Source organism: Demequina aurantiaca, from assembly GCF_000975135.1.
GTDB classification, from domain to species: domain Bacteria; phylum Actinomycetota; class Actinomycetes; order Actinomycetales; family Demequinaceae; genus Demequina; species Demequina aurantiaca.
Map to the genome: position 1 here is coordinate 779932 of NZ_BBRF01000001.1, position 20883 is coordinate 800814.

20 protein-coding genes are annotated in these 20883 nt (G+C 65.1%); 14 read left to right on the forward strand and 6 right to left on the reverse strand.

Annotated features, from left to right (window positions below):
• Window position 1 precedes the first annotated feature (1 nt).
• The 7 genes from pknB (at window position 2) to AOP73_RS03525 (ending at window position 7402) form a co-directional block, all read left to right on the forward strand.
• Window positions 2-2128, forward strand: coding sequence for a Stk1 family PASTA domain-containing Ser/Thr kinase (pknB, locus tag AOP73_RS03495; protein WP_061963226.1), 2127 nt, complete (start codon window positions 2-4; stop codon window positions 2126-2128).
• Between the two features lie 104 nt (window positions 2129-2232).
• Window positions 2233-3315 carry a polyprenyl synthetase family protein gene (locus tag AOP73_RS03500; protein WP_061963227.1) on the forward strand — a complete coding sequence of 361 codons (1083 nt, stop codon included), beginning with the start codon at window positions 2233-2235 and terminating at the stop codon, window positions 3313-3315.
• Window positions 3312-4205, forward strand: a complete 894-nt coding sequence (locus tag AOP73_RS03505; RefSeq protein ID WP_084626525.1) for a phytoene/squalene synthase family protein — start codon at window positions 3312-3314, stop codon at window positions 4203-4205. Before AOP73_RS03500 ends, AOP73_RS03505 begins: the two co-directional genes overlap by 4 nt.
• On the forward strand, window positions 4202-5887 hold the full coding sequence (crtI, locus tag AOP73_RS03510; protein WP_084626526.1) for a phytoene desaturase family protein: 1686 nt from the start codon (window positions 4202-4204) through the stop codon (window positions 5885-5887). The genes AOP73_RS03505 and crtI overlap by 4 nt, the downstream gene beginning before the upstream one ends.
• Window positions 5884-6222: a lycopene cyclase domain-containing protein gene (locus tag AOP73_RS03515; protein WP_061963228.1), complete on the forward strand. Its 339-nt coding sequence runs from the start codon at window positions 5884-5886 to the stop codon at window positions 6220-6222. Before crtI ends, AOP73_RS03515 begins: the two co-directional genes overlap by 4 nt.
• Window positions 6219-6527, forward strand: a complete 309-nt coding sequence (locus AOP73_RS03520) for a lycopene cyclase domain-containing protein (RefSeq protein ID WP_061963229.1) — start codon at window positions 6219-6221, stop codon at window positions 6525-6527. The genes AOP73_RS03515 and AOP73_RS03520 overlap by 4 nt, the downstream gene beginning before the upstream one ends.
• Window positions 6524-7402, forward strand: coding sequence for a prenyltransferase (locus tag AOP73_RS03525; RefSeq protein WP_061963230.1), 879 nt, complete (start codon window positions 6524-6526; stop codon window positions 7400-7402). The genes AOP73_RS03520 and AOP73_RS03525 overlap by 4 nt, the downstream gene beginning before the upstream one ends.
• 5 nt (window positions 7403-7407) lie before the next feature.
• Here AOP73_RS03525 and AOP73_RS03530 read toward each other — a convergent pair whose 3' ends face one another.
• From AOP73_RS03530 to AOP73_RS03535, 3 genes are read right to left on the reverse strand one after another with little or no spacing between them, the layout of a single operon-like run.
• Window positions 7408-8034 carry an aminodeoxychorismate/anthranilate synthase component II gene (locus AOP73_RS03530; protein WP_061963231.1) on the reverse strand — a complete coding sequence of 209 codons (627 nt, stop codon included), beginning with the start codon at window positions 8032-8034 and terminating at the stop codon, window positions 7408-7410.
• Window positions 8031-8204 carry a hypothetical protein gene (locus tag AOP73_RS11980; protein ID WP_160295424.1) on the reverse strand — a complete coding sequence of 58 codons (174 nt, stop codon included), beginning with the start codon at window positions 8202-8204 and terminating at the stop codon, window positions 8031-8033. Before AOP73_RS11980 ends, AOP73_RS03530 begins: the two co-directional genes overlap by 4 nt.
• Complete coding sequence (locus AOP73_RS03535; protein ID WP_061963232.1) at window positions 8201-8980, reverse strand: class E sortase; 780 nt, start codon at window positions 8978-8980, stop codon at window positions 8201-8203. The genes AOP73_RS11980 and AOP73_RS03535 overlap by 4 nt, the downstream gene beginning before the upstream one ends.
• 155 nt (window positions 8981-9135) lie before the next feature.
• Here AOP73_RS03535 and AOP73_RS11985 point away from each other — a divergent pair, with 155 nt between their 5' ends.
• Window positions 9136-9384 (forward strand): cell division protein CrgA, encoded by a 249-nt coding sequence (locus tag AOP73_RS11985; RefSeq protein ID WP_160295425.1) that lies wholly within the window; start codon window positions 9136-9138, stop codon window positions 9382-9384.
• A gap of 105 nt (window positions 9385-9489) precedes the next feature.
• Here AOP73_RS11985 and AOP73_RS03545 read toward each other — a convergent pair whose 3' ends face one another.
• Together AOP73_RS03545 and AOP73_RS03550 are read right to left on the reverse strand one after the other, a co-directional pair.
• The gene (locus AOP73_RS03545; protein WP_061963233.1) at window positions 9490-10347 is read right to left on the reverse strand and encodes a rhomboid family intramembrane serine protease; all 858 of its coding nucleotides are present in this window, start codon (window positions 10345-10347) and stop codon (window positions 9490-9492) included.
• A 7-nt stretch (window positions 10348-10354) separates the two neighbouring features.
• Entirely contained in the window at window positions 10355-10894 is a 540-nt protein-coding gene (locus tag AOP73_RS03550) for a peptidylprolyl isomerase (protein WP_061963234.1), read from the reverse strand.
• An 89-nt stretch (window positions 10895-10983) separates the two neighbouring features.
• Here AOP73_RS03550 and AOP73_RS03555 point away from each other — a divergent pair, with 89 nt between their 5' ends.
• A complete protein-coding gene (locus AOP73_RS03555; RefSeq protein WP_061963235.1) occupies window positions 10984-12030 on the forward strand; it encodes a hypothetical protein in 1047 nt (348 codons plus the stop codon).
• Window positions 12031-12136: 106 nt separating this feature from the next.
• On the opposite strand, the gene AOP73_RS03560 is transcribed toward AOP73_RS03555, so the two are convergent.
• Window positions 12137-13156, reverse strand: coding sequence for a LacI family DNA-binding transcriptional regulator (locus tag AOP73_RS03560; protein ID WP_061963236.1), 1020 nt, complete (start codon window positions 13154-13156; stop codon window positions 12137-12139).
• A gap of 186 nt (window positions 13157-13342) precedes the next feature.
• On the opposite strand from AOP73_RS03560, the gene AOP73_RS03565 reads away from it, so the two are divergent.
• The 5 genes from AOP73_RS03565 to AOP73_RS03585 all read left to right on the forward strand — a co-directional run bounded on the left by AOP73_RS03565 (window position 13343) and on the right by AOP73_RS03585 (window position 20863).
• Window positions 13343-15361, forward strand: a complete 2019-nt coding sequence (locus tag AOP73_RS03565) for a beta-galactosidase (protein WP_061964803.1) — start codon at window positions 13343-13345, stop codon at window positions 15359-15361.
• Window positions 15358-16272: a carbohydrate ABC transporter permease gene (locus tag AOP73_RS03570; protein WP_061963237.1), complete on the forward strand. Its 915-nt coding sequence runs from the start codon at window positions 15358-15360 to the stop codon at window positions 16270-16272. Before AOP73_RS03565 ends, AOP73_RS03570 begins: the two co-directional genes overlap by 4 nt.
• Window positions 16273-16349: 77 nt before the next feature.
• Complete coding sequence (locus AOP73_RS03575; protein ID WP_061964805.1) at window positions 16350-17174, forward strand: carbohydrate ABC transporter permease; 825 nt, start codon at window positions 16350-16352, stop codon at window positions 17172-17174.
• A 49-nt stretch (window positions 17175-17223) separates the two neighbouring features.
• Complete coding sequence (locus tag AOP73_RS03580) at window positions 17224-18549, forward strand: ABC transporter substrate-binding protein (protein ID WP_061963238.1); 1326 nt, start codon at window positions 17224-17226, stop codon at window positions 18547-18549.
• 109 nt (window positions 18550-18658) lie between these two features.
• The gene (locus AOP73_RS03585; protein WP_061963239.1) at window positions 18659-20863 is read left to right on the forward strand and encodes an alpha-galactosidase; all 2205 of its coding nucleotides are present in this window, start codon (window positions 18659-18661) and stop codon (window positions 20861-20863) included.
• Window positions 20864-20883: the final 20 nt, after the last annotated feature.

Genomic DNA, 20883 nt, shown 5'->3' on the forward strand with positions numbered 1-20883 from the left:
CATGAACGACGAACCGAAGATCCTCGCCGGTCGCTACGAGGTCGGCGACCTCATCGGCCGCGGTGGCATGGCTGAGGTGCACATCGGGTACGACACGCGCCTGGGGCGTACCGTCGCGATCAAAATTCTGCGTCCCGACCTAGCACGCGACCCCTCCTTCCAGACCCGCTTCCGCCGCGAGGCCCAGTCCGCGGCCGGCCTGAATCACCCCACCATCGTCGCCGTGTACGACACCGGCGAGGACACGATCGTGGGCGAGAGCGGCAACCCGCAGGCCGTTCCGTTCATCGTGATGGAGTACGTCGAGGGCCACACCGTGCGCGACATCCTCAAGGGTGACGTCGCCGCTCCCATTGACGAGGCGGTCGACATTGTCGCGGGCGTGCTCGCCGCACTCGAGTACTCGCACCACGCGGGACTTGTCCACCGTGACATCAAGCCCGCCAACGTCATGCTCACGCCCACCGGGGCGGTCAAGGTCATGGACTTTGGCATCGCCCGCGCACTCGCCGATGCTGGCAACACGATGACCCAGACGCAGGCAGTGGTCGGCACGGCTCAGTACCTTTCCCCCGAGCAGGCGCGCGGCGAAAACGTCGACGCCCGCTCCGACCTGTATTCCACCGGCTGCCTGCTGTTCGAGTTGCTGACGGGACGCCCGCCGTTCATCGGCGACTCGCCCGTGTCCGTGGCCTACCAGCACGTTCGCGAGGCACCACCCAAGCCGTCCGACTTCGCATCGGACGTCCCCCCCGAGCTCGACACTGTGGTCCTGCACGCCCTCGCCAAGAACCGCGACGAGCGCTACGGCTCCGCCCAGGAGTTCCTCACTGACCTGCGCGGCGTGATGGCCGGCGGGATGCCCATGGGTGGCATCGCGTTGGGCTCCGCTGCCGCCGGTGCCGGCGTTGCCGGAGTGGCAGCCGCCGCCGCGGTTGCTGGAATGACCAACGAGGAGATCGCGGATCTGCCCACGCAGCAGATGCCCGCTACCCCCGCTGGGCCGGAGACCGGCGCGACTGCGGTCATGCCCGCCGCTGGACTCGCCGCGGGACCGGCCGCCGCGCCGTGGGCGGCCGTTGGCCCCGCAAGCGGAGCGCCCACCCCCATGAGCGGCACTGTCGTGGTCGACGACCCCCTGGATGCGGAGGAGGAGCGTCGCGCCAAGCGCAACCGCTACTTGCTCCTCGGTGGGGCCGCGCTCCTCGCGATCGCATTGATTGTGGCGCTCATCGTCTTCGCGACCAGAGGACCGTCCGAGCCCGAGGTTGTCACGGTGCAGATGCCGGACATCGTCGGCCTCAGCCAGGCGGACGCGACGGCCAAGCTCACCGAACTGGGCCTCGAGGGTAAGTACGAGCTCGAGGCGAGCGAGGATGTCGACATTGACACGGTGATCCGCACCGAACCACCTGCTAATTCAGAGCTTGAAGAGGGTGACACGGTCACGGTCTTTATCTCGAGTGGGCCGGGTGACGCCACCGTACCAAGCGTGCGTGGCCTCACGGAGGCCGAGGCAACCAAGCAGCTTGAGGCGGCCAACCTCGTCGTGGGAGAAACGGTCGAGGAAGACAACAAGGACTTCGATGAGGGTCGCGTGTTCGAGACCGACCCCGCCGAGGGCACCGATGTTCAGGCCGGCACGACCGTGATCTTGCATGTTTCGACGGGCAAGGTTGCACTGCCCAACCTGATCGGGCTGCAGGAGGATGACGCTCGCAAGCAGCTCACCGACCTTGGTCTGATCCCCACGGTCACGGACAAGGAAGACGACTCCAAGCCCGCGGGTGAGGTGCTCGAGCAGAAGCCCGGCGCCGGCGAGGTTGACCGCAACTCCACGGTGGAATTGGTGGTTGCTACCGCACCCACCACGACTCCCGTGCCGAACGTCGTGGGTCAGTCCCGCGCGGACGCTGAGCAGGCGCTCGGCGACGCGGGTCTGAAGTCCACGGCCACGGAGGCGACGACGGATCAGCAGGCACTCGACGGCAAGGTGGTGACGCAGAACCCCTCTGCGAACACCGAGGTCAAGCCCGGCACCAACGTCGCGATTGTGGTGGGCAAGTACGTGGCGCCCCAGCCGAACCCGACGCCCACGCCGACACCGTCGGTGACACCCGCTCCATAGCAGTGGGCTTGGGTGCCGGCGATGACTGCCGGCACCCAAGCCAGGCCGCCCCAACCCCGCGCGCGGGGAATCAATTCGTGAGCCGCGTTGTCTAAACTGTCGTGATGACACCGGTGCGCACTGCTGCCAGCCTTAACGAGTTCGTCGAGGCGCAACTCGACGACGTCTCGCGGCTGCTCGCGGACTACGTCACGGACGCGAGTTGTGAGATCCCTGCCGCGGGCGCCGACTATCGGACCTTGTGGCAGACCCTGGGCGCGCAGTTCGATGGCGGCAAGAACCTGCGTCCTTCGCTGACGCTCGCCGCGTATGCAGGACTTGGGGGAGACGACCCTGGCGCCGTGGTCCCCGTTGCCGCAGCCATGGAGATGCTGCACACCGCGATGCTGGTGCATGACGACATCCTTGACCACGACGAGGTGCGCCGTGGGCGCCCCAATATCGCTGGCACGCGCCGTGCCGCGCTGAGCAATGCCGGCCTGAGCCAGGCGCAGGTCAACGACCACGTGCAGGCCGCAGCCCTGCTCGGGGGAGACCTGGCACTGTCCTCGGCGTACGACCTCATCTCCCGCGCATCGCTGCCTGCTCACCACCGCATCGCGTGCCTCGACCTCATCACGGGTGCCATCCGCGCGACGATCGCCGGCGAACTGCTCGACATGTACGCAAACGTCACCCCGCCGCGCGACGCCAACTCTCTGTTGATCGCAGAACTCAAGACCGCGACCTACACATTTGTGGTGCCCCTGCATGCGGGTGCCCAGCTCGCGGGTGCGGACCCCACCATGGTGGGCCACCTGGACAAGATCGGCACGGGACTGGGACTGAGCTTCCAACTCGTCGACGACGATCTCGGAGTGTTCGGCGACCCCTCGGTAACAGGCAAGTCTGTGCTGTCTGACCTGCGCGCGGGCAAGCGCACCGAGCTGTTGCGTCACGGCTTCGAGCTGGCCGACAGCGCTTCCCTCAAGGTCCTTGCCAAGAGCATCGGCAATCCGGAGCTCGACGACGACGGCGCCGCCCGGGTGCGTGAGATTCTCGAGGAGTCCGGCGCCCGCACCAAGGCGCTACGCGTCGCGCGCCAACACGCGCGCGCTGCCCGGCGATTGGCGTCGGAGCGGGTGTCGGCGCCACTATCCGGCTACCTCGGCCAGTTGATCGACATTCTCGAGGCACGCACGTCATGAGCGGTTCCAGACGTCGCGTCGCTCATGACAACGAGACGTCGCTCATTCAATACGACGAGGCGGCTCAGGCTGCTGCCGCTCAGGTGATCCGTCGCTACTCCACGTCGTTCGGCGTGGGCGCGCGCATGCTTCCTCGTCCCATGCGCCGGCACATCGAGTCCATCTACGCGATGGTGCGCATCGCCGACGAGGTGGTCGACACCTACCGCGGCGCCGACGCGGGCGCAGCATTGGATGGCTTCGAGGCCACGGTCACCGGGGCCATGGCCGGGCGGTTCTCCACCGATGTGGTCGCTCACGCGTTTGGTGTCACCGCCCGGGCGGTGGGAATCACCACTGCCATGACCGGGCCATTCTTTGCCTCGATGCGCGCGGATCTGACGGTGGCCGAGCACGATGACGAATCGTTCGCCCGCTATGTGTACGGCTCTGCCGAGGTGGTGGGGGAGATGTGCCTGGCCGTCTTCCTCAACACGGAATCCGGCCCGGCCCCACTGCCGAGCGACGCCAGCGAGGGCGCCCGACGCCTGGGTGCCGCGTATCAAAAGGTGAACTTCCTGCGCGACCTCGCGACGGACGCAGGTGAGTTGGGTCGCTCGTATTTCCCCGGCATCGACGCCGCTACCCTGACCAACACCCAGGTGGCGGAACTGGTCGCGGACTGCCGTGCGGACATCGACGCCGCGCGCGCTTGCCTTCCCGCCCTGCCTCGTCGCGCGAGCGTGGCGGTATCGACCACGATCGACATCTACACCCGGCTGCTCGACACCATCGCCGACACCGACGCCAAGGACCTGGCGCGCCGCCGCGTGCGCGTGCCCAACACCACCAAGCTGGTCTTCGCGGCGCGCAACACCTGGGACGCCCGCCGAGCGGGGGAGTCCAGATGAGCGCCGATGCTGTGAAGGTCGTCATCATCGGCGGTGGAATTGGTGGCCTCGCTACTGCCGCATTGCTCGCGCGAGGTGGCGCCGAGGTCACGCTGATTGAGCGCAATGCTCAGGTCGGCGGGCGGGCGGGGCGTTTCGAGGTGGACGGCTTCACGTTCGACACGGGTCCCAGCTGGTACCTGATGCCCGAGGCCTTCACCCAGTTCTTTGCGCTCATGGGTCGCGACATCAACGACGAGTTGGACCTGATCGACCTCGACCCGAGATACCGGGTGTACTTCGAGGGCGCCTCTGCCTCCGATGCCGCGCAACGCCTGGACGTGGTCGCCGACTCCGACGAGAATTACGCGACCTTCAACGCGCTGAGCAGGGGCGACGGCGATGCCATGCGTGACTATGCGGCCGAGTCCAAACGCCTCTACGACCTCGCGCTGGAACGATTTCTTTACACGACCTTTGAGCGCCCCATGTCGGTGGCCAACGCCGCCGTCATGCGTTCGCTACCCAAACTCACCAGCCTGCTGACGCGCTCGCTCGGATCCAAAGTCGCGGCAACCGTCCGCGACCCTCGGTTGCGGCAGATCCTGGGATTCCACGCGGTGTTCCTGGGCTCGTCGCCGGCCCGCGCACCCTCGCTATTCTCACTGATGAGCCACCTCGACCTGACCGATGGGGTTCGCTATCCGCGCGGCGGGATGTACGCGCTCATCGAGGCGCTCGAGCGCATGGCCGTCGAGGAGGGCGTGCAGATCCACACGTCCACGCCGGCGCGGCGCATCGTCGTGGAGTCCAATGGCATTGCCAGCGGCGTCGAGATCGACGGTGGCGAGGTGCTCCCTGCCGACCTGGTGGTGAGCGGGGCGGACATGCATCACACCGAGACCGAGTTGATCGAGCCGGCCCATCAGTGGCAGCCCGAGCGCAAGTGGAAGGACCGTCAGCCCGGTATCAGCGCTCTGCTAGTCATGGCGGGAGTCAAGGGCAAACTACCCGAGCTCGCCCACCACACCCTGTTCTTCTCCAAGGATTGGGATGCCAACTTCGAGTCGATTGTCGGCAAGGGCGAACTCACCCCGCCGTATCCCGCGTCGATCTACGCGTCACGGGTCAGCGCAACCAACCCAGACGCCGCACCTGCGGGCCACGAGAACCTAGTCTTGCTGGTGCCGTTCCCTGCGGATCCCCACCTGGGGGCGACCGAGCGCAGCCGCGAGGACATGCGCGCCGCAGCGACCAACTACCTCCAGCAGGTGGGGGACTGGGCGGGGGTGCCCGACTTAGTCGAGCGCGCCACCATCTACTCCGTCACGACGCCCTCGGATTTCGCCACGGACCTGAACGCATGGAAGGGGTCCGCGCTGGGCTTCGAGCACACGCTGCGTCAGTCAGCGATGTTCCGCCCCGCCAACGTTTCTGCCACCGTTCCCAACCTGCTGTACGCCGGTTCCTCCACCACCCCCGGCATCGGCATGCCCATGTGTTTGATCAGCGCTGAACTCGTCGCGAAGCGCCTGCTCGGTGCGACCGGCTCGGAGCCCCTCCGGACCCCAGCGCCACCAGGCTTCCTGCGTCGCTCAGTACGTGAGGACGTACTGGGCACCATCGTGCGCCAGGGCAAGCCCCCGCGCTCCGCACGTGGCCGACCATCAACGACGCCCCCGAGCGCGGGGCGCAGCGCATGACCTCGTGGCTGTACCTGCTCGGACTGGTGTTCGCCCTCCTGGGGCTGACCACCCTTGACTGGCGATACCGGGTGGCCCTGTTCGACCAGGCACGTCGTGCGGCGGCCACGATCGGCATCGGCGTCGCATTCTTCCTGGTATGGGACATGATCGGCGTGGGGTTCGGGATCTTCTTCGTCGGCGATGCCGCCTACCTGACCGGCCTCCGGGTCGCTCCCGAGGTGCCTATCGAGGAGCTGCTGTTCCTCACGCTGCTGTGCTACCAGACGCTACTGCTGTGGCTTGCCTTCAGTCGGCGTCGCGCCACCACAACGAGGGGGGAGACGACCTCGTGACCTACGTGATCCTCTCCGTCGCGGTTCTCGCCTTGATTGCGCTCGTGACCGTGCCGACCCTGCGCCGAGCCCCCGCGCGTCCACTGGTGCTTACCGCGCTCGTCTTGATCGCGCTCACCGCGGTATTCGACAACGTCATCGTGGGCCTCGACATCGTCGCCTATGACGAGCAACTCATCAGTGGCGTCAAACTCTGGTACGCGCCCATCGAGGACTTCGCCTACGCGCTCGGCGCCGTCATGCTGGTTCCGGCGGTATGGATCTGGCTCGGCAGGACGTCCAAGGCCGGCGGTGAGGCGTCATGATTGGCTCGATTCTGAAGGCCTCCCGCCCCATCAGCTGGATCAACACCGCCTATCCCTTCGCGGCTGCGTACCTGATGATCACCCACAGCCTCGACGCGGTCTTCGTTGTCGGCACGCTGTTCTTCCTCATTCCGTACAACCTGCTGATGTACGGCATCAACGACGTCTTCGACTACGAGTCCGACCTCGCCAACCCACGCAAGGGCGGCATTGAGGGCGACGTCATTCGCGACCGTGAGCAGGCGCGACGGATTCATCGCGGCATCATCGTTGCCTCGGTGGTCGTGGTCATTCCGCCGATGCTGTGGCTCCTCTCCCAGGGCAGCGTCGCCGCGGGCGTGACGCTCGCGTTGGTGATGTTCGGGGTGGTCGCCTACTCGGCGCCCGGGCTCCGGTTCAAGGAGCGGCCGTTCCTGGATTCGCTGACCTCGGCATTGCACTTTGCCGGCCCGCTGATCTACGCGCTCGTCCTGACCGGCACCCCGCTCACCTCACGAGAGGTGTGGCCCATCTGGGCGGCGTTCGTCGCGTGGGGCATGGCCAGCCACGCGTTTGGCGCAGTCCAGGATGTGCGCGCGGACCGAGAGGGCGGCATCGGCTCGATCGCGACCGTCTTGGGTGCGCGTGCAACGGTGTGGTTCGCGCTGAGCATGTACGTGCTCGCCGCTGCCTTGCTGTTGTTCCTGCCCTGGCCCGGCATTCTGGCCGCGGTGCTACCACTCGCTTACGCCGCATCGGTCGCGCGCTTTTTCCGGGTGACGGATCAGACCTGCGAGGACGCCAATCGCGGCTGGAAGACGTTCCTGTGGCTCAACCAGCCCGTGGGGTTCCTGGTCACTATCCTGCTGATCGCGGTCTACAACGGCTGGCTTTAGCGGGGCTACTTTCGGACGAGGGGTGACAGGCCGGCGGAGCGTGCCTCGGCATCGGGCATGCCGCACACCTCAAGCCAGTTGGCGAGCAGACGGTGGCCGCCCTCGGTGAGAACCGACTCCGGGTGAAACTGGACGCCGTGCAGCGGCAGCGTCGAGTGACGCAGGCCCATAATGATGCCGTTCTCCGTGTGGGCCGTGACGATCAGTTCGTCGGAGACGGTGCCGTCCTCGACCGCAAGCGAGTGGTAACGAGTCGCAGTAAACGGGGAGGGTAGGCCGCCGAGGACCGAGTCCTGCTCGTGAAGCACGTCGGAGGTCTTGCCGTGCATGAGTTCGGGGGCGTGGCTCACCACGCCGCCATAGACCTCGGCGAGTGCTTGGTGTCCCAGGCAGATCCCCAGCATCGGCTTCTCTAGTGCGGCACACTCGCGAATCACGTCGTTCGATGCGCCGGCCTCGGACGGTGTCCCTGGACCCGGGGACACAAGTACGCCGTCGTAGTCGGCGATGGAACCAGCATCGGCCACCGCGTCGTTGCGGACCACCACGGTCTCCGCGCCCATCTGACGCAGGTAGCCCACGATCGTGTACACGAACGAGTCGTAGTTGTCGATCACGAGGATGCGGGTCATGGTGCGGTCCCTGTCTCAATGCTCTGGTCCTGGATGCCAAATTCTACGGACACCCACGGGAATACGAACTCGAACAGGACCCACACGATCGCGAGGATCACGAGCAGGAGCAGTAGCGCCTTCACCCACGCGGGGCCGGGTAGCACCCTCCACACAGCAGGAAAGATCATGAGGCGTCCTCCAAAATCTCCGCCGGCACACCCGCGTCGTGCGGCGCCCAGTATTCAAGCGTGCCATGGGTCACCCAGCGCTCGGCGGCCGAGTACATCGGGTGGCACGTCGTCAAGGTGATGTAGTGATCGTCTGGCTCCGCGCCCACCTTGTCGGGCACGGGCGCGATGACCTCGACCTGAGTGGGCTTCACGATCTCCCACTCGGTCACGCGATAGACGTACCAGGCGTCTTCCGTCTCGATCACGAGCGGGTCGCCCTTCTTGAGTTCGGCGATCCTATTGAAGGGCTTGCCGTATGTGGTGCGGTGCGCGCTGATCGCGAAGTTGCCGAGCTCACCGGGCATCCCGGTTCCCGGGTAGTGGCCGATGCCGAGGGTGTCCAGCACGTCCCGTCGCGTCACGCCCTCCGAGATGGGCTTGACGTAGTCGGTTCCCCAGCGCGGCACATACATGGTTGCGAAGGTCGTCGTGAACGCGGGCTCCTCCATGACGGGAGCAGAATCGGGGTCGAACTTCAGGTTGTCAGGGATGACATTGACGGGCTCGCCCGCGGTGACACTTTCCAGAGGAGCGACCCAGTCGAGGCCGTCCACGACCTCCTGCTGGGTATTGTTCGCCGCGATGTCCGTATAGAACAGCTGCCACACCACATAGAGGCCCAAGACGACACCCGCGATGATCAGCAGTTCGCCGAGCAGCCCCACGGCAGCGGCCCAGCGCGACTGGCGCCGAGGAGCGGCGTGTGAGGGCGAAGTCTGCTCAATCGTCGGCATAGTGAGTCCAGATTACGGGACTAGACCGTCCCCGTGGAACCCCCGTGGTGGGGCCTGTTTCGCAGCGCCTGAACCCGCCCGAGCGCCGGGGTCGGTACGCTATAGCCAGACCTGAACCCGCCACCGGCGGAATATCTACCTCACTGGAGTGCATTGTGGCCGTCTCGAAGAAGCGCCAGAAGAAGAACCACGCGGCTGAGCACGACGTGCTGAAGCCGGAGGCAACCAACCCCTCGTGGCTCGTGCCCACCGCCGTGTCACTGTTGATCATCGGCCCCGCTTGGATCGTCGTGTACTACATCGCCAAGGGTCAGTACCCCGTGCCGGACATCGGCAACTGGAACATGGTCATTGGCTTCGGCTTCCTCGCCGCGGCGATGGTGTTGTTCACCCGCTGGAAGTAGCTCAGTTCCGCTAGTTACACCCGTGTAGTTATCCCCCGCTGTGGACAGCGGTGGGGATAACTACAGCCGTGTTATTCACACCGGTGAGTAGCGCTGGGGAGGAAACTAGCCCCCGTAGAGCCTGGCCTTCTCGCGCTTGTCCACGCCGCGGAACATCAGCAGCATCGTGACGGCCCCGGCGACGGCTCCACCCAGGTGGCCCTCCCAGGAGATGTTCGGGACCACAAAGCCGAGGACTAGCCAGATGCCAGCGGTCGCGACGAGCGACTGGAATGGCAGATTGAGGCGCTTGAGCACGACCGCGTACGCAGCGATGAGGCCAAAGATCGCGCCCGATGCGCCACCGTGTAGCCCGCTCGAAGCGATGAGCTCGATCGCCAGGCTTCCGCCCAGCAGCGAGGCGAGGTAGAGCACGCCAAAGCGCACTCGTCCCATAATGGGCTCGAGTTGGGTACCGAACTGCCACAACACAAACATGTTCATGCCCAGGTGTAGCCAGCCAAAGTGAATGAAGCCCGAGGTAATCCAGCGGTACCACTCATTGCCGACATCAATGTACTGCGCGCCAAACTCGGCCGTGTAGCCCGGCCACAGGCCGAGGTACGCCTGCCAGCCAGCGCCCATGATGTACGTCCCGTAGAGGAACATCGCCACATTGAGTCCGATCAGGACATACGTGACGACGGGCGGACCCTGTGCGGCCGTGAAGCCTAGGCGCGAGCGCAGTGGGCGCTGGTTGCTCTTTGCGGCATTGACGCAGTCGACGCACTGAATACCGACCGACGCGGGGCGCTGGCACTCCGGGCACGTGGGCCGGTTGCAGCGCTGGCAGCGCACATAGGAGACGCGGTCGGGGTGGCGCGGGCAGACAGGCGGCGCACCTGCGGCGCCGCCCATCTGACCATCGCTGCCGAATCCCGAGCCGCCTGTGGAGGAACTGCCGGCCCCGGCATCGGACGTCATGTGTTTGTTAGTCCTCGATGGTGACGCCGTTGATCGTGACGTCCTCGCGGGGACGGTCACGACCATCGGTGGCGGCGGAGCCAATGGCGTCGACGACGGCCTTGGACTCGTCGTCTACGACCTTGCCGAAGATGGTGTGGTTCGCGTTCAGGTGAGGCGTCGCGCCAAGCGTGATGAAGAACTGCGAACCGTTGGTGCCCGAGGGCTGGCCCGTGATGGGGTTGGGGCGCTTGCCGGCGTTCGCCATGGCAAGAATGTAGGGCTCGTTGAACTGGTTCTCCGCGTGAATCTCATCGTCGAAGTTGTAGCCCGGTCCACCGGTGCCGGTTCCGAGGGGGCAGCCACCCTGAATCATGAAGCCGCCAATGACTCGGTGGAAGACCGTGCCCGCGTAGAAGGGGTCGTGACGGGTCTCGCCCGTCTTGGCGTCCTTCCACTCCTTGCTACCCGTCGCAAGACCCGTGAAGTTCTCAACGGTCTTGGGAGCGAGGTTGGGGAGAAGTTCGACCCGGATGTCACCGGCTGACGTCTGAATAGTTGCAATCATGCTGGTTATTGTTCCATGCCACTCGCATCTACGCACGCAAGGTGGCAGGATAGAGAGTCGGGAGACCCCCGTAAATTTTGGAGGGCAACATGGGTAAGCGTTCAGCCAAGCAACTAGCGAACAACATCGACACTGAGAAGTACCTCGCGCAGGCCGAGGAGGCCGCGAAGCAGGCACGTGCCGCAGCCAAGCAGGCATCCGCCGCCGCGAAGCAGGCCGGCAACCGTGCCGCTGACTGGGCCGCGCCGCAGATCGACGCCGCCGTCAAGTGGGGCAAGCCGCGCGCCAAGCACGCTTACCACGTCGGTGCGCAGAAGGCACAGCCATACGTGCGCAAGGCAGGCGCCAAGGCCGCCGACTGGACCTCAGTCGCGCACGCAGCCATTGTCGGAGCCGCCATCCCGGCCGTCATGGCCGCCGTTGACGACGCCGCACACGAGGACGACGAGCGCAGCAACGGCTGGCTCAAGGTTGTCATCCCCGTCGCCGTGGCCGCAGCCGCAGGTGCCGCACTCGTGGTGTGGGCACGCCGCGACCGTGGACGCGACGAATGGGCCGGCGAGGACGAGGAGTGGGAGTTCAACTCGGACGCCGGCTTCAAGGACACGTTGCGCCACAACATCAACAAGGCCGCGGACTCCGCGACCAACGCCGCCAAGAAGGCCGTGGGTGCGGCTGGCGACGCCGCCTCCAACGCCGGGGACGCGCTGAACGACAAGGCCAGCCCTGCAGTATCCAAGTTCAAGGAGACCGCGCTTCCTGCCGCAGACCGGGTGCGCACCACCGCCGTCACCGAGGCCAAGAAGGTCGCCGACAAGGCGGGACCGGCCATCTCCAAGGTCAAGGACACCGCAGTATCGGAGGCCAAGAAGGTCGCCGATGCCGCGGGCACCAGCGCATCCAAGGTCAAGGACAGCGCCGTGGGCGAAGCCAAGAAGGTTCGCGAGGGCGTTGACGAGGCTCGTCAGCGTGCCACGGCCGAGGTCGTCAGCACGTTCGACGATGCAGAGGACGTCTGGGAGGACGAGGGCGAGTCGGGCGAGACCCCCACCGTCGCCAAGCCCGCAGCCAAGAAGCCTGCCGCACGCAAGCCCGCGGCCAAGAAGCCGGCAACGAAGAAGCCCCCGGTAAAGTAGTCACCGACTCGCGCGCCCGTCGTGGCGCATCGAACGCAATGAAGGGAGCCCCGACCACATGGTCGGGGCTCCCTTCATTTGTGCCCGCGGATGTGCGGAAAGATACCTACGCTGACTCGCGCAACACCACTGGGCAGTCCAGAATCACGCCCTCGGTCGACGCCGGCGCCCCACCGATCTGGTGGAGTAGTTCCGCCGCGGCGCCCGCACCGAGTTGCGCTGCGGGCTGGTGGACCGTGGTGAGCTGAGGTGTGGTTCGGGTTGCCCAGCTGCTGTCGTCGAAGCCCACCAGACCAACGTCACCCGGAACGGTGCGACCCTCGGCGTGCAAGACGCTCAATGCGCCCGCTGCCACCGCATCGGACGCCGCGAACACGCCGTCCAGACGCGGCTCGCGCTCAAGCAAGGCGCGCATGCCTGCGACGCCGTCCGAATAGGAATAGAGAGGAACCGACTCGACCAGGCGCTCGTCGAAGCTGCCCCCCAGGGCATCTCGGAAGCCTGCCAGGCGGTCAGTCCCCGAATCGCGATCCAGCGCGGCTGCGATCATCCCTATGCGTTGGCGGCCGGTATCGCGCAGGCGCGCCGTCACTGACGCCGCCGCTGCACGGTTATCGATTCCCACCCACGCGGCATCCACGCCTCTGGGGTGGCCCACGAACACGGCGGGGATTCTCAGCTTCTCGATGATGCGTGACACGGGATCGTTCTCACGCGCGGAGACCACAATGGCGCCGTCCACGAACCCGCTGTTGAGGTACCGCGCCACTCGCTGCGTGTCGCGATCGGAGTCCACGATGAGACACACCATTTGGTAGTCCGCATCGGACAGGGCCGTATTGGTGCCGAGCAGAATTCCGGCGATATTCGGGTCCTCGAGGAACAGGGCGTGCGGCTCGTGAACAATGAAGGCCACCGCTTGCGTGCGACGCCGCACCAGGTTGCGCGCGGCAGTATTCGGCACGTAGCCAACGTCGATGATCGCCTGCTCAATCGCCACCCGTGCGGTCTCGGAAACATAACGTTCTCCGTTAAGGTGACGGCTCACCGTTCCGCGTGAAACGCCCGAAGCCCGTGCTACATCGTGCAATGTAGCCGGCCGGACGGGGTCTGCGGAGGAGGTCATGGGCACAGCCTACCTGCGGTGGGGGTTGACACGGTGGTCGAGACGGGCTTAGTGTGTGCACGTTCACAGAAAACCTTCGGTCGTCTTCCACGAAGCGTTGTGTGCACGTTCACAGAATCTGAGGTGAACGTCTATCGCAACAATGTGTGCACGTTCACAGAATCGCAACGAAGCGAAAGGGCCACCATGCCGACTCCAGCACCTGAGCGCGAGACGCGCGTGCTGAGCCACGAAGGACTCGTCTTTGGCTGCGACTACAACCCCGAGCAGTGGCCCCGTGAGGTATGGCACGAGGACGTCGCCCTCATGCGTGAGGCGGGCATCACGCTCGTAGCGGTCAACATCTTCGGCTGGGCGACGGTGAACCCCGCCGACGGCGTGTGGGACTTCACTCTCCTCGACGAGATCCTCGAACTTCTCCACGCCAACCACATCGCCGTCAACCTCGGCACGGCAACCGCGTCCACTCCTGCGTGGTTGACCACAGCACATCCCGAGGTACTGCCGGTGGCGGCTGACGGGACCCGGCGCTTTCCGGGCGGCCGTCAGGCGTGGTGCCCGAGCTCGCCTGTGTATCGCGAGCGGTCGCTCGACCTTGTCACACGCATCGCGGATCGCTACGGCGACCACCCGGCGATCGCCCTGTGGCACGTCTCAAACGAGCTCGGGTGCCACAACGCCTTGTGCTACTGCGACGTCTCCGCGGCGGCCTTCCGTGAGTGGCTGCGCGAGAAGTATGGCTCGGTAGAAGCACTCAACTCCGCCTGGGGCACCACCTTCTGGAGCCAGCGCTACGGAGCCTGGGAGGAGATCCTCCCTCCCCTCGCGACACTCTCGACCACCAACCCGGGGCAGGAACTCGACTTTCACCGGTTCAGCTCGGACGCAATGTTGGAGCAGTATCGCGCCGAGGCCGAGGTTCTCCGCGCCCGCAGCACCGCACCCGTGACGACCAATTTCATGGTGGCTGCGCACATTCGCAACCTCGACTACTGGTCATGGACAGCGGACATGGATCTGATCGCGAATGACCACTACCTCGATCACCGACTCGCAGACCCGGTTGCGGAGATGAGCTTTACGGCCGACCTCACCCGGGGTCTCGCGGGCGGTAAGCCGTGGCTACTGATGGAAACCGCCGTCGGCGCAGTGAATTGGCAGCCACTCAACGTCGCACGGGTACCCGGTGAGCTCGAGCGGCAGATGATGAGCCACCTCGCTCGCGGAGCCGATGGTGTGTGCTTCTTCCAATGGCGCGCCTCCGTGCAGGGGAGCGAGAAATTCCATTCTGCCTTGGTGCCCCACGCTGGTACGAATACCCGCGCTTGGCGTGAGGTGGTCGCCCTTGGTCAACTCATGAAGGACCTCACCGAACTGCAGTGGACGCGCGTACAGGCCGACGTCGCGCTGCTCTTCAGTTGGGATTCCTGGTGGGCCGGCGACGCCGAGAACCGGCCCAGTAGCGAGGTGAAGTATCTCGAGCAGGTCCACGCGGCTTACTCGGCGCTGCGAGCCAGCGGAGTCACCGTCGATGTCGTGGCGCCCGGCGCTGACCTCTCCGCATACAAGCTGATCATCCTTCCCGAGCTCTATTCCGTCTCGGACACGGACGCAGGGGCTATCGCCGATGCCGTGGCTGCCGGAACCTCCGCCTTCGTCACCTTTTTCAGCGGCATCGTCGACGAGAACGACGCGGTGAGACTTGGCGGCTACCCCGGAGCCTTCCGCGACATGCTCGGGATTGTTGTTGAGGAATTCTTGCCAGTTGCGGCCGATGTAAGGTTGTCGCTTTGCTCCGGTGGTTCGGCACGGCTGTGGTCGGAATTTGTGCGACCTGACGGAGCCGAAGTGGTGGACTCATTCGCAGATGGGCCCGTCGCGGGGAGCCCGGCTGTCACACGACACCAGCATGGCGCTGGGACCGCGTGGTACGCGGCAACGGCACTCGAAGCGGACTCGTTCGCCGCCCTGATCACCACGGTGGTCGACGAGGCCGGCGCCACGCGCTTGCCAGGTGCGGGGCCCGAGGTCGAGGTTGTTCGCCGCGTCGGCGGTGAAGACTCCTATCTCTTTGTCATCAACCATTCACGCCGTGACGTCAATGTCTCGGCCAAGGGGACAGAGCTCATCAGCGGCGTGGAAGCCGATGGTGTGCTCGTCGTTCCCGCGGGAGCGGCCCGCATTGTCCGAGAGGAGTCGGCATGACTGCCACCACAACCGGGGTGCGGGTGAAGAAGCCCGCGCGCAAGCGGGCGCAGCACAAGCGTGCGATCGCGTTCTTCGTGACGCCGTTCGCGGTGCTCTTCAGCCTGTTCTATCTCTTACCGATCGGGTACGCGATCCGTCAATCGCTCATGGTGGTCGAGCGTGAGGGCACCTTTGGAGCGCCCACCGAGGTCTTTGGCGGGCTTTCGCAGTACGCCCAGGTGTTCCAGGACAACGACTTTGTCTCCTCGCTGGGACGCATGTTCCTGTTTGGGATTGTGCAGGTTCCCATCATGTTGGGTCTCGCGCTGCTCTTCGCACTGCTGCTGGACTCGCCGCTCCTGCGCGGAAAGCGATTCTTCCGCCTGGCCTTCTTTGTGCCGTACGCCGTACCCGGCGTCATCGCGGCCATCATGTGGGGAAACCTGTTCTCCCCCAACTTGTCGCCCTTCACTGACCTGACGAGCAGCGTGGACTTCCTCGGCGCTGACCTGGTGCTGTGGTCCATCGCGAATGTCGTGACGTGGGTTTTCGTCGGCTACAACATGCTGATCATTTACTCGTCGCTGCTTTCCATCCCGGCAGAAACCTATGAGGCCGCGCGGATGGATGGAGCCGGCCAATTCCGCATTGCGTGGTCCATCAAGATTCCACTGATCCGTCCGGCGCTTGCACTAACCGCGGTGTTCTCCATCATCGGCACGCTCCAGCTTCTCGCGGAGCCTCAGGTCTTTCAGTCATTTAGTTCTGCCGTTACCAGCACCTTCACCCCCAACATGGCGGTGTACGCGACGGCGTCCATACCGAACTCCAACCTTGCCGCCGCCATGTCCGTGGTGCTCGCGTTGGTCACGTTCGTCCTGTCCTTCTCCTTCCTCAAGTTCACTCAGCGAAAGGAGGCCCGGTCATGAGCTCCACCGTCCAGAGAACCAAGGAGATCGAGGCTTCACGCGCAAGCAAGGGCGCACGCGGTCCCCGCGAGCACGTCATGTCTCGCACGGTCGCCATGGTCATCATGGGTGCGTTCACCCTGTACTTCCTGATCCCCATTTGGTGGCTGCTGGTCGCCGGCAGCAAGGACACCGGCTCTATCCTCACCACCAACCCACTGTGGTTCGCTGACTTCCAGTTGTTCCAGAACATCGGCGACCTGTTTGCCTATCGTGATGGCGTCTACCTCGAGTGGCTGCGCAACTCCGTGCTGTACGCGGGGGTGGGTGGAGCCGTAGCGACGCTGCTGGCCGGCATGTGTGGCTATGCGCTAGCCAAGTACCGCTTCCGCGGTCGCGAAATGATCTTCAACGTCGTCCTCGGCGGCGTACTCGTTCCGGCCACCGCTCTTGCACTGCCGCTGTTCCTCATCTTCAGTGAAGTGCAGTTGACCAACACTTTCTGGGCCGTGTTCCTGCCCTCAATCGTGAGCCCATTCGGGGTCTACCTGACCCGAATCTTCGCAGCATCGTCCGTCTCGGACGAACTTCTTGAGGCCGCACGCCTCGACGGCGCCGGTGAAGTGCGAACCTTCTTCACCGTCAGCATCAGGCTCATGGCACCGGCGCTCATTACTGTGTTCCTCTTCCAGTTCGTCACCATCTGGAACAACTTTTTCCTGCCGCTCATCATGCTGCGGGACGAGTCGCTCTTCCCCGTGACGTACGGCCTGTACGCCTGGAACACCCAACTCAACCAGTTGCCCGAACTCCGCAGCCTCGTGCTGATCGGCGCACTCGTTTCCATCGTTCCGTTGATCGTGGCGTTCCTGTCACTGCAGCGGTTCTGGCGCAGCGGCCTCGCGGCCGGTGCCGTCAAATAAACCTTCCACGCGCGCACGCGCAGGGATACACAAGAAAGTAGAGGATGCAATGAAGCACACTAAGACTGCAGCGGCCGCAGCCGTTGCCCTACTCTCGTCAGTCACGTTGGCAGCGTGCTCGTCGAGTGATGATTCCGTAGCCGGCGGTGCCTGTGAGCCCGCCGGAGAGAACGTCACGCTCGAGTTCACCAGCTGGATTCCCGGCATCGAAGGCGTCGTCGACCTGTGGAACGCCGAGAACCCCGACATTCAGGTCAAGGTGCAGACCGGCCCCAACGGCAACGGCGGCACGTACAAGAACTTCTTCAACCAGATCGAGGCAGGCAATGCTCCTGACCTTGGGCAGATCGAGTACGACGCGTTGCCCAACTTCCTGGTCCAGGACGGACTCGAGGACATCGGCAACTGTGAAGAAGTAATGGCGGCCAAGGACGACTTCGTCGACTGGACCTGGAGCCAGGTGACGCTTGGAACCGAATCGTCGGTCTACGGTGTCCCGCAGGACTCAGGCCCCATGGCGCTGTTCTACCGCAAGGACCTCTTCGAGGAGAACAACATTCCGGTGCCCACCACCTGGGCCGAATACGCCGATGCTGCCGCACAGGTCAAGGACGCTGGCGGCTACATCACCAACTTCTCGCAGTCCGACATCAACCAGTTCGCTGGCTTTGTCTGGCAGGCCGGTGGTAGCTGGTTCTCCACCGAAGGTGACGCTTGGGACGTGACCCTCGACTCGCCCGAGTCGGTACAGGTTGCTGACTACTGGCAGGATCTGCTCGACAAGGATCTCGTCTCCACTGTTCCCGCATGGACCGACGAGTGGAACAACGCCTACAACTCCGGTGACGCGTGGACCTGGGTGTCCGCGGTGTGGGGCGCCAACTCCATCGCCAGTGGCGCACCTGACACTGCCGGCAAGTGGGCCGTCGCTCCCGCACCGCAGTGGACCGAGGGTGGCACCGACGCCGGCAACTGGGGTGGCTCGTCCATCGCAGTACTCAAGGGCAGCGACCACAAGTACGAAGCTGCGAAGTTCGCACTGTGGCTCAACACCTCCGATGAGTCGCTGACGGCACTGAACGAGGCCGCCAACATCTACCCGGCGACCAAGGAGGGTCTCAACCTTCCCGTCCTGAAGGAGGGCGTCGAGTTCTATGGCGACCAGGCCATCTACGACGTGTTCAAGGATGCCTCGTCACAGGTTGTCCCCGACTTCACGTGGGGTCCGACCATGACGCAGGTCTACGCGGACGTCTCTGACGGCTTCAAGAACGCCGTCAGCGGATCGGGCACGCTCGCGAGCGCGCTAGCAGATGGCAACGCGTCAACCATCGCCGCTCTTGAGGCGCAGGCTATCCCGGTGGCGGGCGAGTAGCCTTCCGCATCCTCAACTCAGGCACTGTGGGCGTCGGCACTTTTGCCGGCGCCCACAGTCGTCTGGACGCTCTCCCTCACCCCTCGCACCCAGTCATAAGGTGGACATTATGAACGCAGCTATTCGCACCATCCACCTGACCGGTGGCGAGGTGAGCATCGTCGTAGCCCTCGACGATCGCGGACCCCGGGTGTTGCACTGGGGCAAACGTCTCGCGGCTGCAGAGGTTGACTGGCTCGCGGCCACGTCAGACCCCGCGGTCACCTTCAGTTCGTTCGATGCGCCACGCCACTTTGGCTTGCTTCCCGTCACTGGCGACGGGTGGTCGGGGACGCCAGCCCTGGAATGGCATCGGGCTGGCACGGCGGCCGACCCAGCGCTCGTCCTCAATGAAGCCACGGCACACGGCCACCACGAGGACGGAACCGCCACGGGCCTTACCCTCACGCTTGACGATGAGCGCTCCGACGTTCGTGTCGGCCTCACGCTCACCCTCGACTCGCACGGCGTGCTGTCTATTCAAACCGAGGTGACCAGTACCGCGACGTCGGGCGACGCGCTCGACCTCGCCGGCGTGCGAGCGGTCATGCCCTTGCCTGCTCGCGCCACCGAGCTTCTGGACTTTAGCGGCCGCTGGACGCGCGAGCGCGCGCCTCAACGCATGCCAGTGGTGGATGGTTCGCATCGGCGCACGACGCGGCGGGGTCGACCAGGGCACGATGCCCCCTTCCTCACCATGGTCGGCACCCAGGGTTTTGGCTTTGGGAGTGGCGAGGTGTGGAGTGCCCACGTTGCCTGGTCTGGCGATCAGGACGTGAGCGTCGAAAGGCTGCCCGAGGGCGCCGGTGTGCACTCTGCGGCCATCGTTGCGGGCGAGCTCCTGGCTCCCGGGGAGGTGCGTCTCGGCCCCGACGAGACCTATCGCTCGCCCATCGTGATCTTTGCTCGGGCAGAGACAGGCATCGACCAGGTCAGTGAGGCGCTCCATGGCTATGCGCGCGACCTGAGCGCACACCCCGCGACGCCCCGGCCGCTGACCCTCAACACGTGGGAGGCCGTGTACTTCGAGCACGACCCCGCCAGACTCATCGCACTTGCCGGCGTCGCCGCTCGGGTGGGCGTGGAGCGATTCGTGCTCGACGATGGTTGGTTCGTGGGTAGACCCAACGATCGCTCGGGTCTGGGCGACTGGGTCGTGGATACCTCGAAGTGGCCCGCTGGGGTAGAGCAGCTCGCGGACGTAGTTCACGTTCTCGGGATGGAGTTTGGGCTGTGGTTTGAACCCGAGATGGTCAATCGCGACTCCGACCTCGCACGCCAGCACCCGGAATGGCTCTTGGGAACCCGAGACAACCCCGCCGAGTGGCGGCACCAACTGGTACTGGACCTCACCCTGCCCGACGTGCACGATTACCTCCTCGAACGCATGAGTGCCGCCGTGACGTCCATGGGCCTGGACTACATCAAGTGGGATCACAACCGGGATCTGCATGGTGCCGTCTCGCGCTCCATGGGCGGCGCACCCGCTGTCCACCGGCAGACTGCCGCCACCTACGCGCTCATCGATGCACTGCGTGAGCGTCACCCTGAACTCGAGATTGAGTCGTGTGCGTCCGGAGGAGCTCGCGTGGATCTTGGGATACTGGCCCGCACCCAGCGCGTGTGGGCATCCGATACCAACGACCCCGTAGAACGGCAGTCGATTCAGCGCTGGACAGGAGTGTTGGTGCCCCCCGAGGTGATGGGCTCACACCTGGGCCCCGCCACGGCCCACACCACTCACCGCACCGCCGATCTGGAGTTTCGCCTCACCACTGCCCTGTTTGGCCACGCCGGGATCGAGTGGGACCTCGGTGGGTGTTCCGAGGACGAGTTGGCCCTGATCTCCCGCTGGGCGGAGACCTACAAGGAACTTCGCCCGCTCCTGCACCACGGTCGCACCGTGCGAGCTGATAGCGACGACCCCGGCGCGTTGCTGCACGGCGTCGTCTCCCACACCGGCGACCATGCGCTATTCGCCTGGGTGCGGGTGTCAACCTCGAGCCCGGCGTTCACTCCGCGGACACAGTTCCCGGGCCTCGATCCGTCGCGTGAGTACACCGTGATCGCGCGAGAGGAACTCGGCCTCGCCAGTCGTCACCAGGTGTCCGACCCACCCTGGATGACAGCCGACCAGCCCCTGAAAGTCACGGGACGCTTCCTGGCGGAGGTTGGCATTCCGCTCCCCCTGCTCAATCCGGGTACCGCACTTGTTCTTGAGTTCCGTGCCTCGTCCGTTACTCCATCTGACAACGCAAAAGAGCCCCGGCCGTGAGGCCGGGACTCCCTTGCATG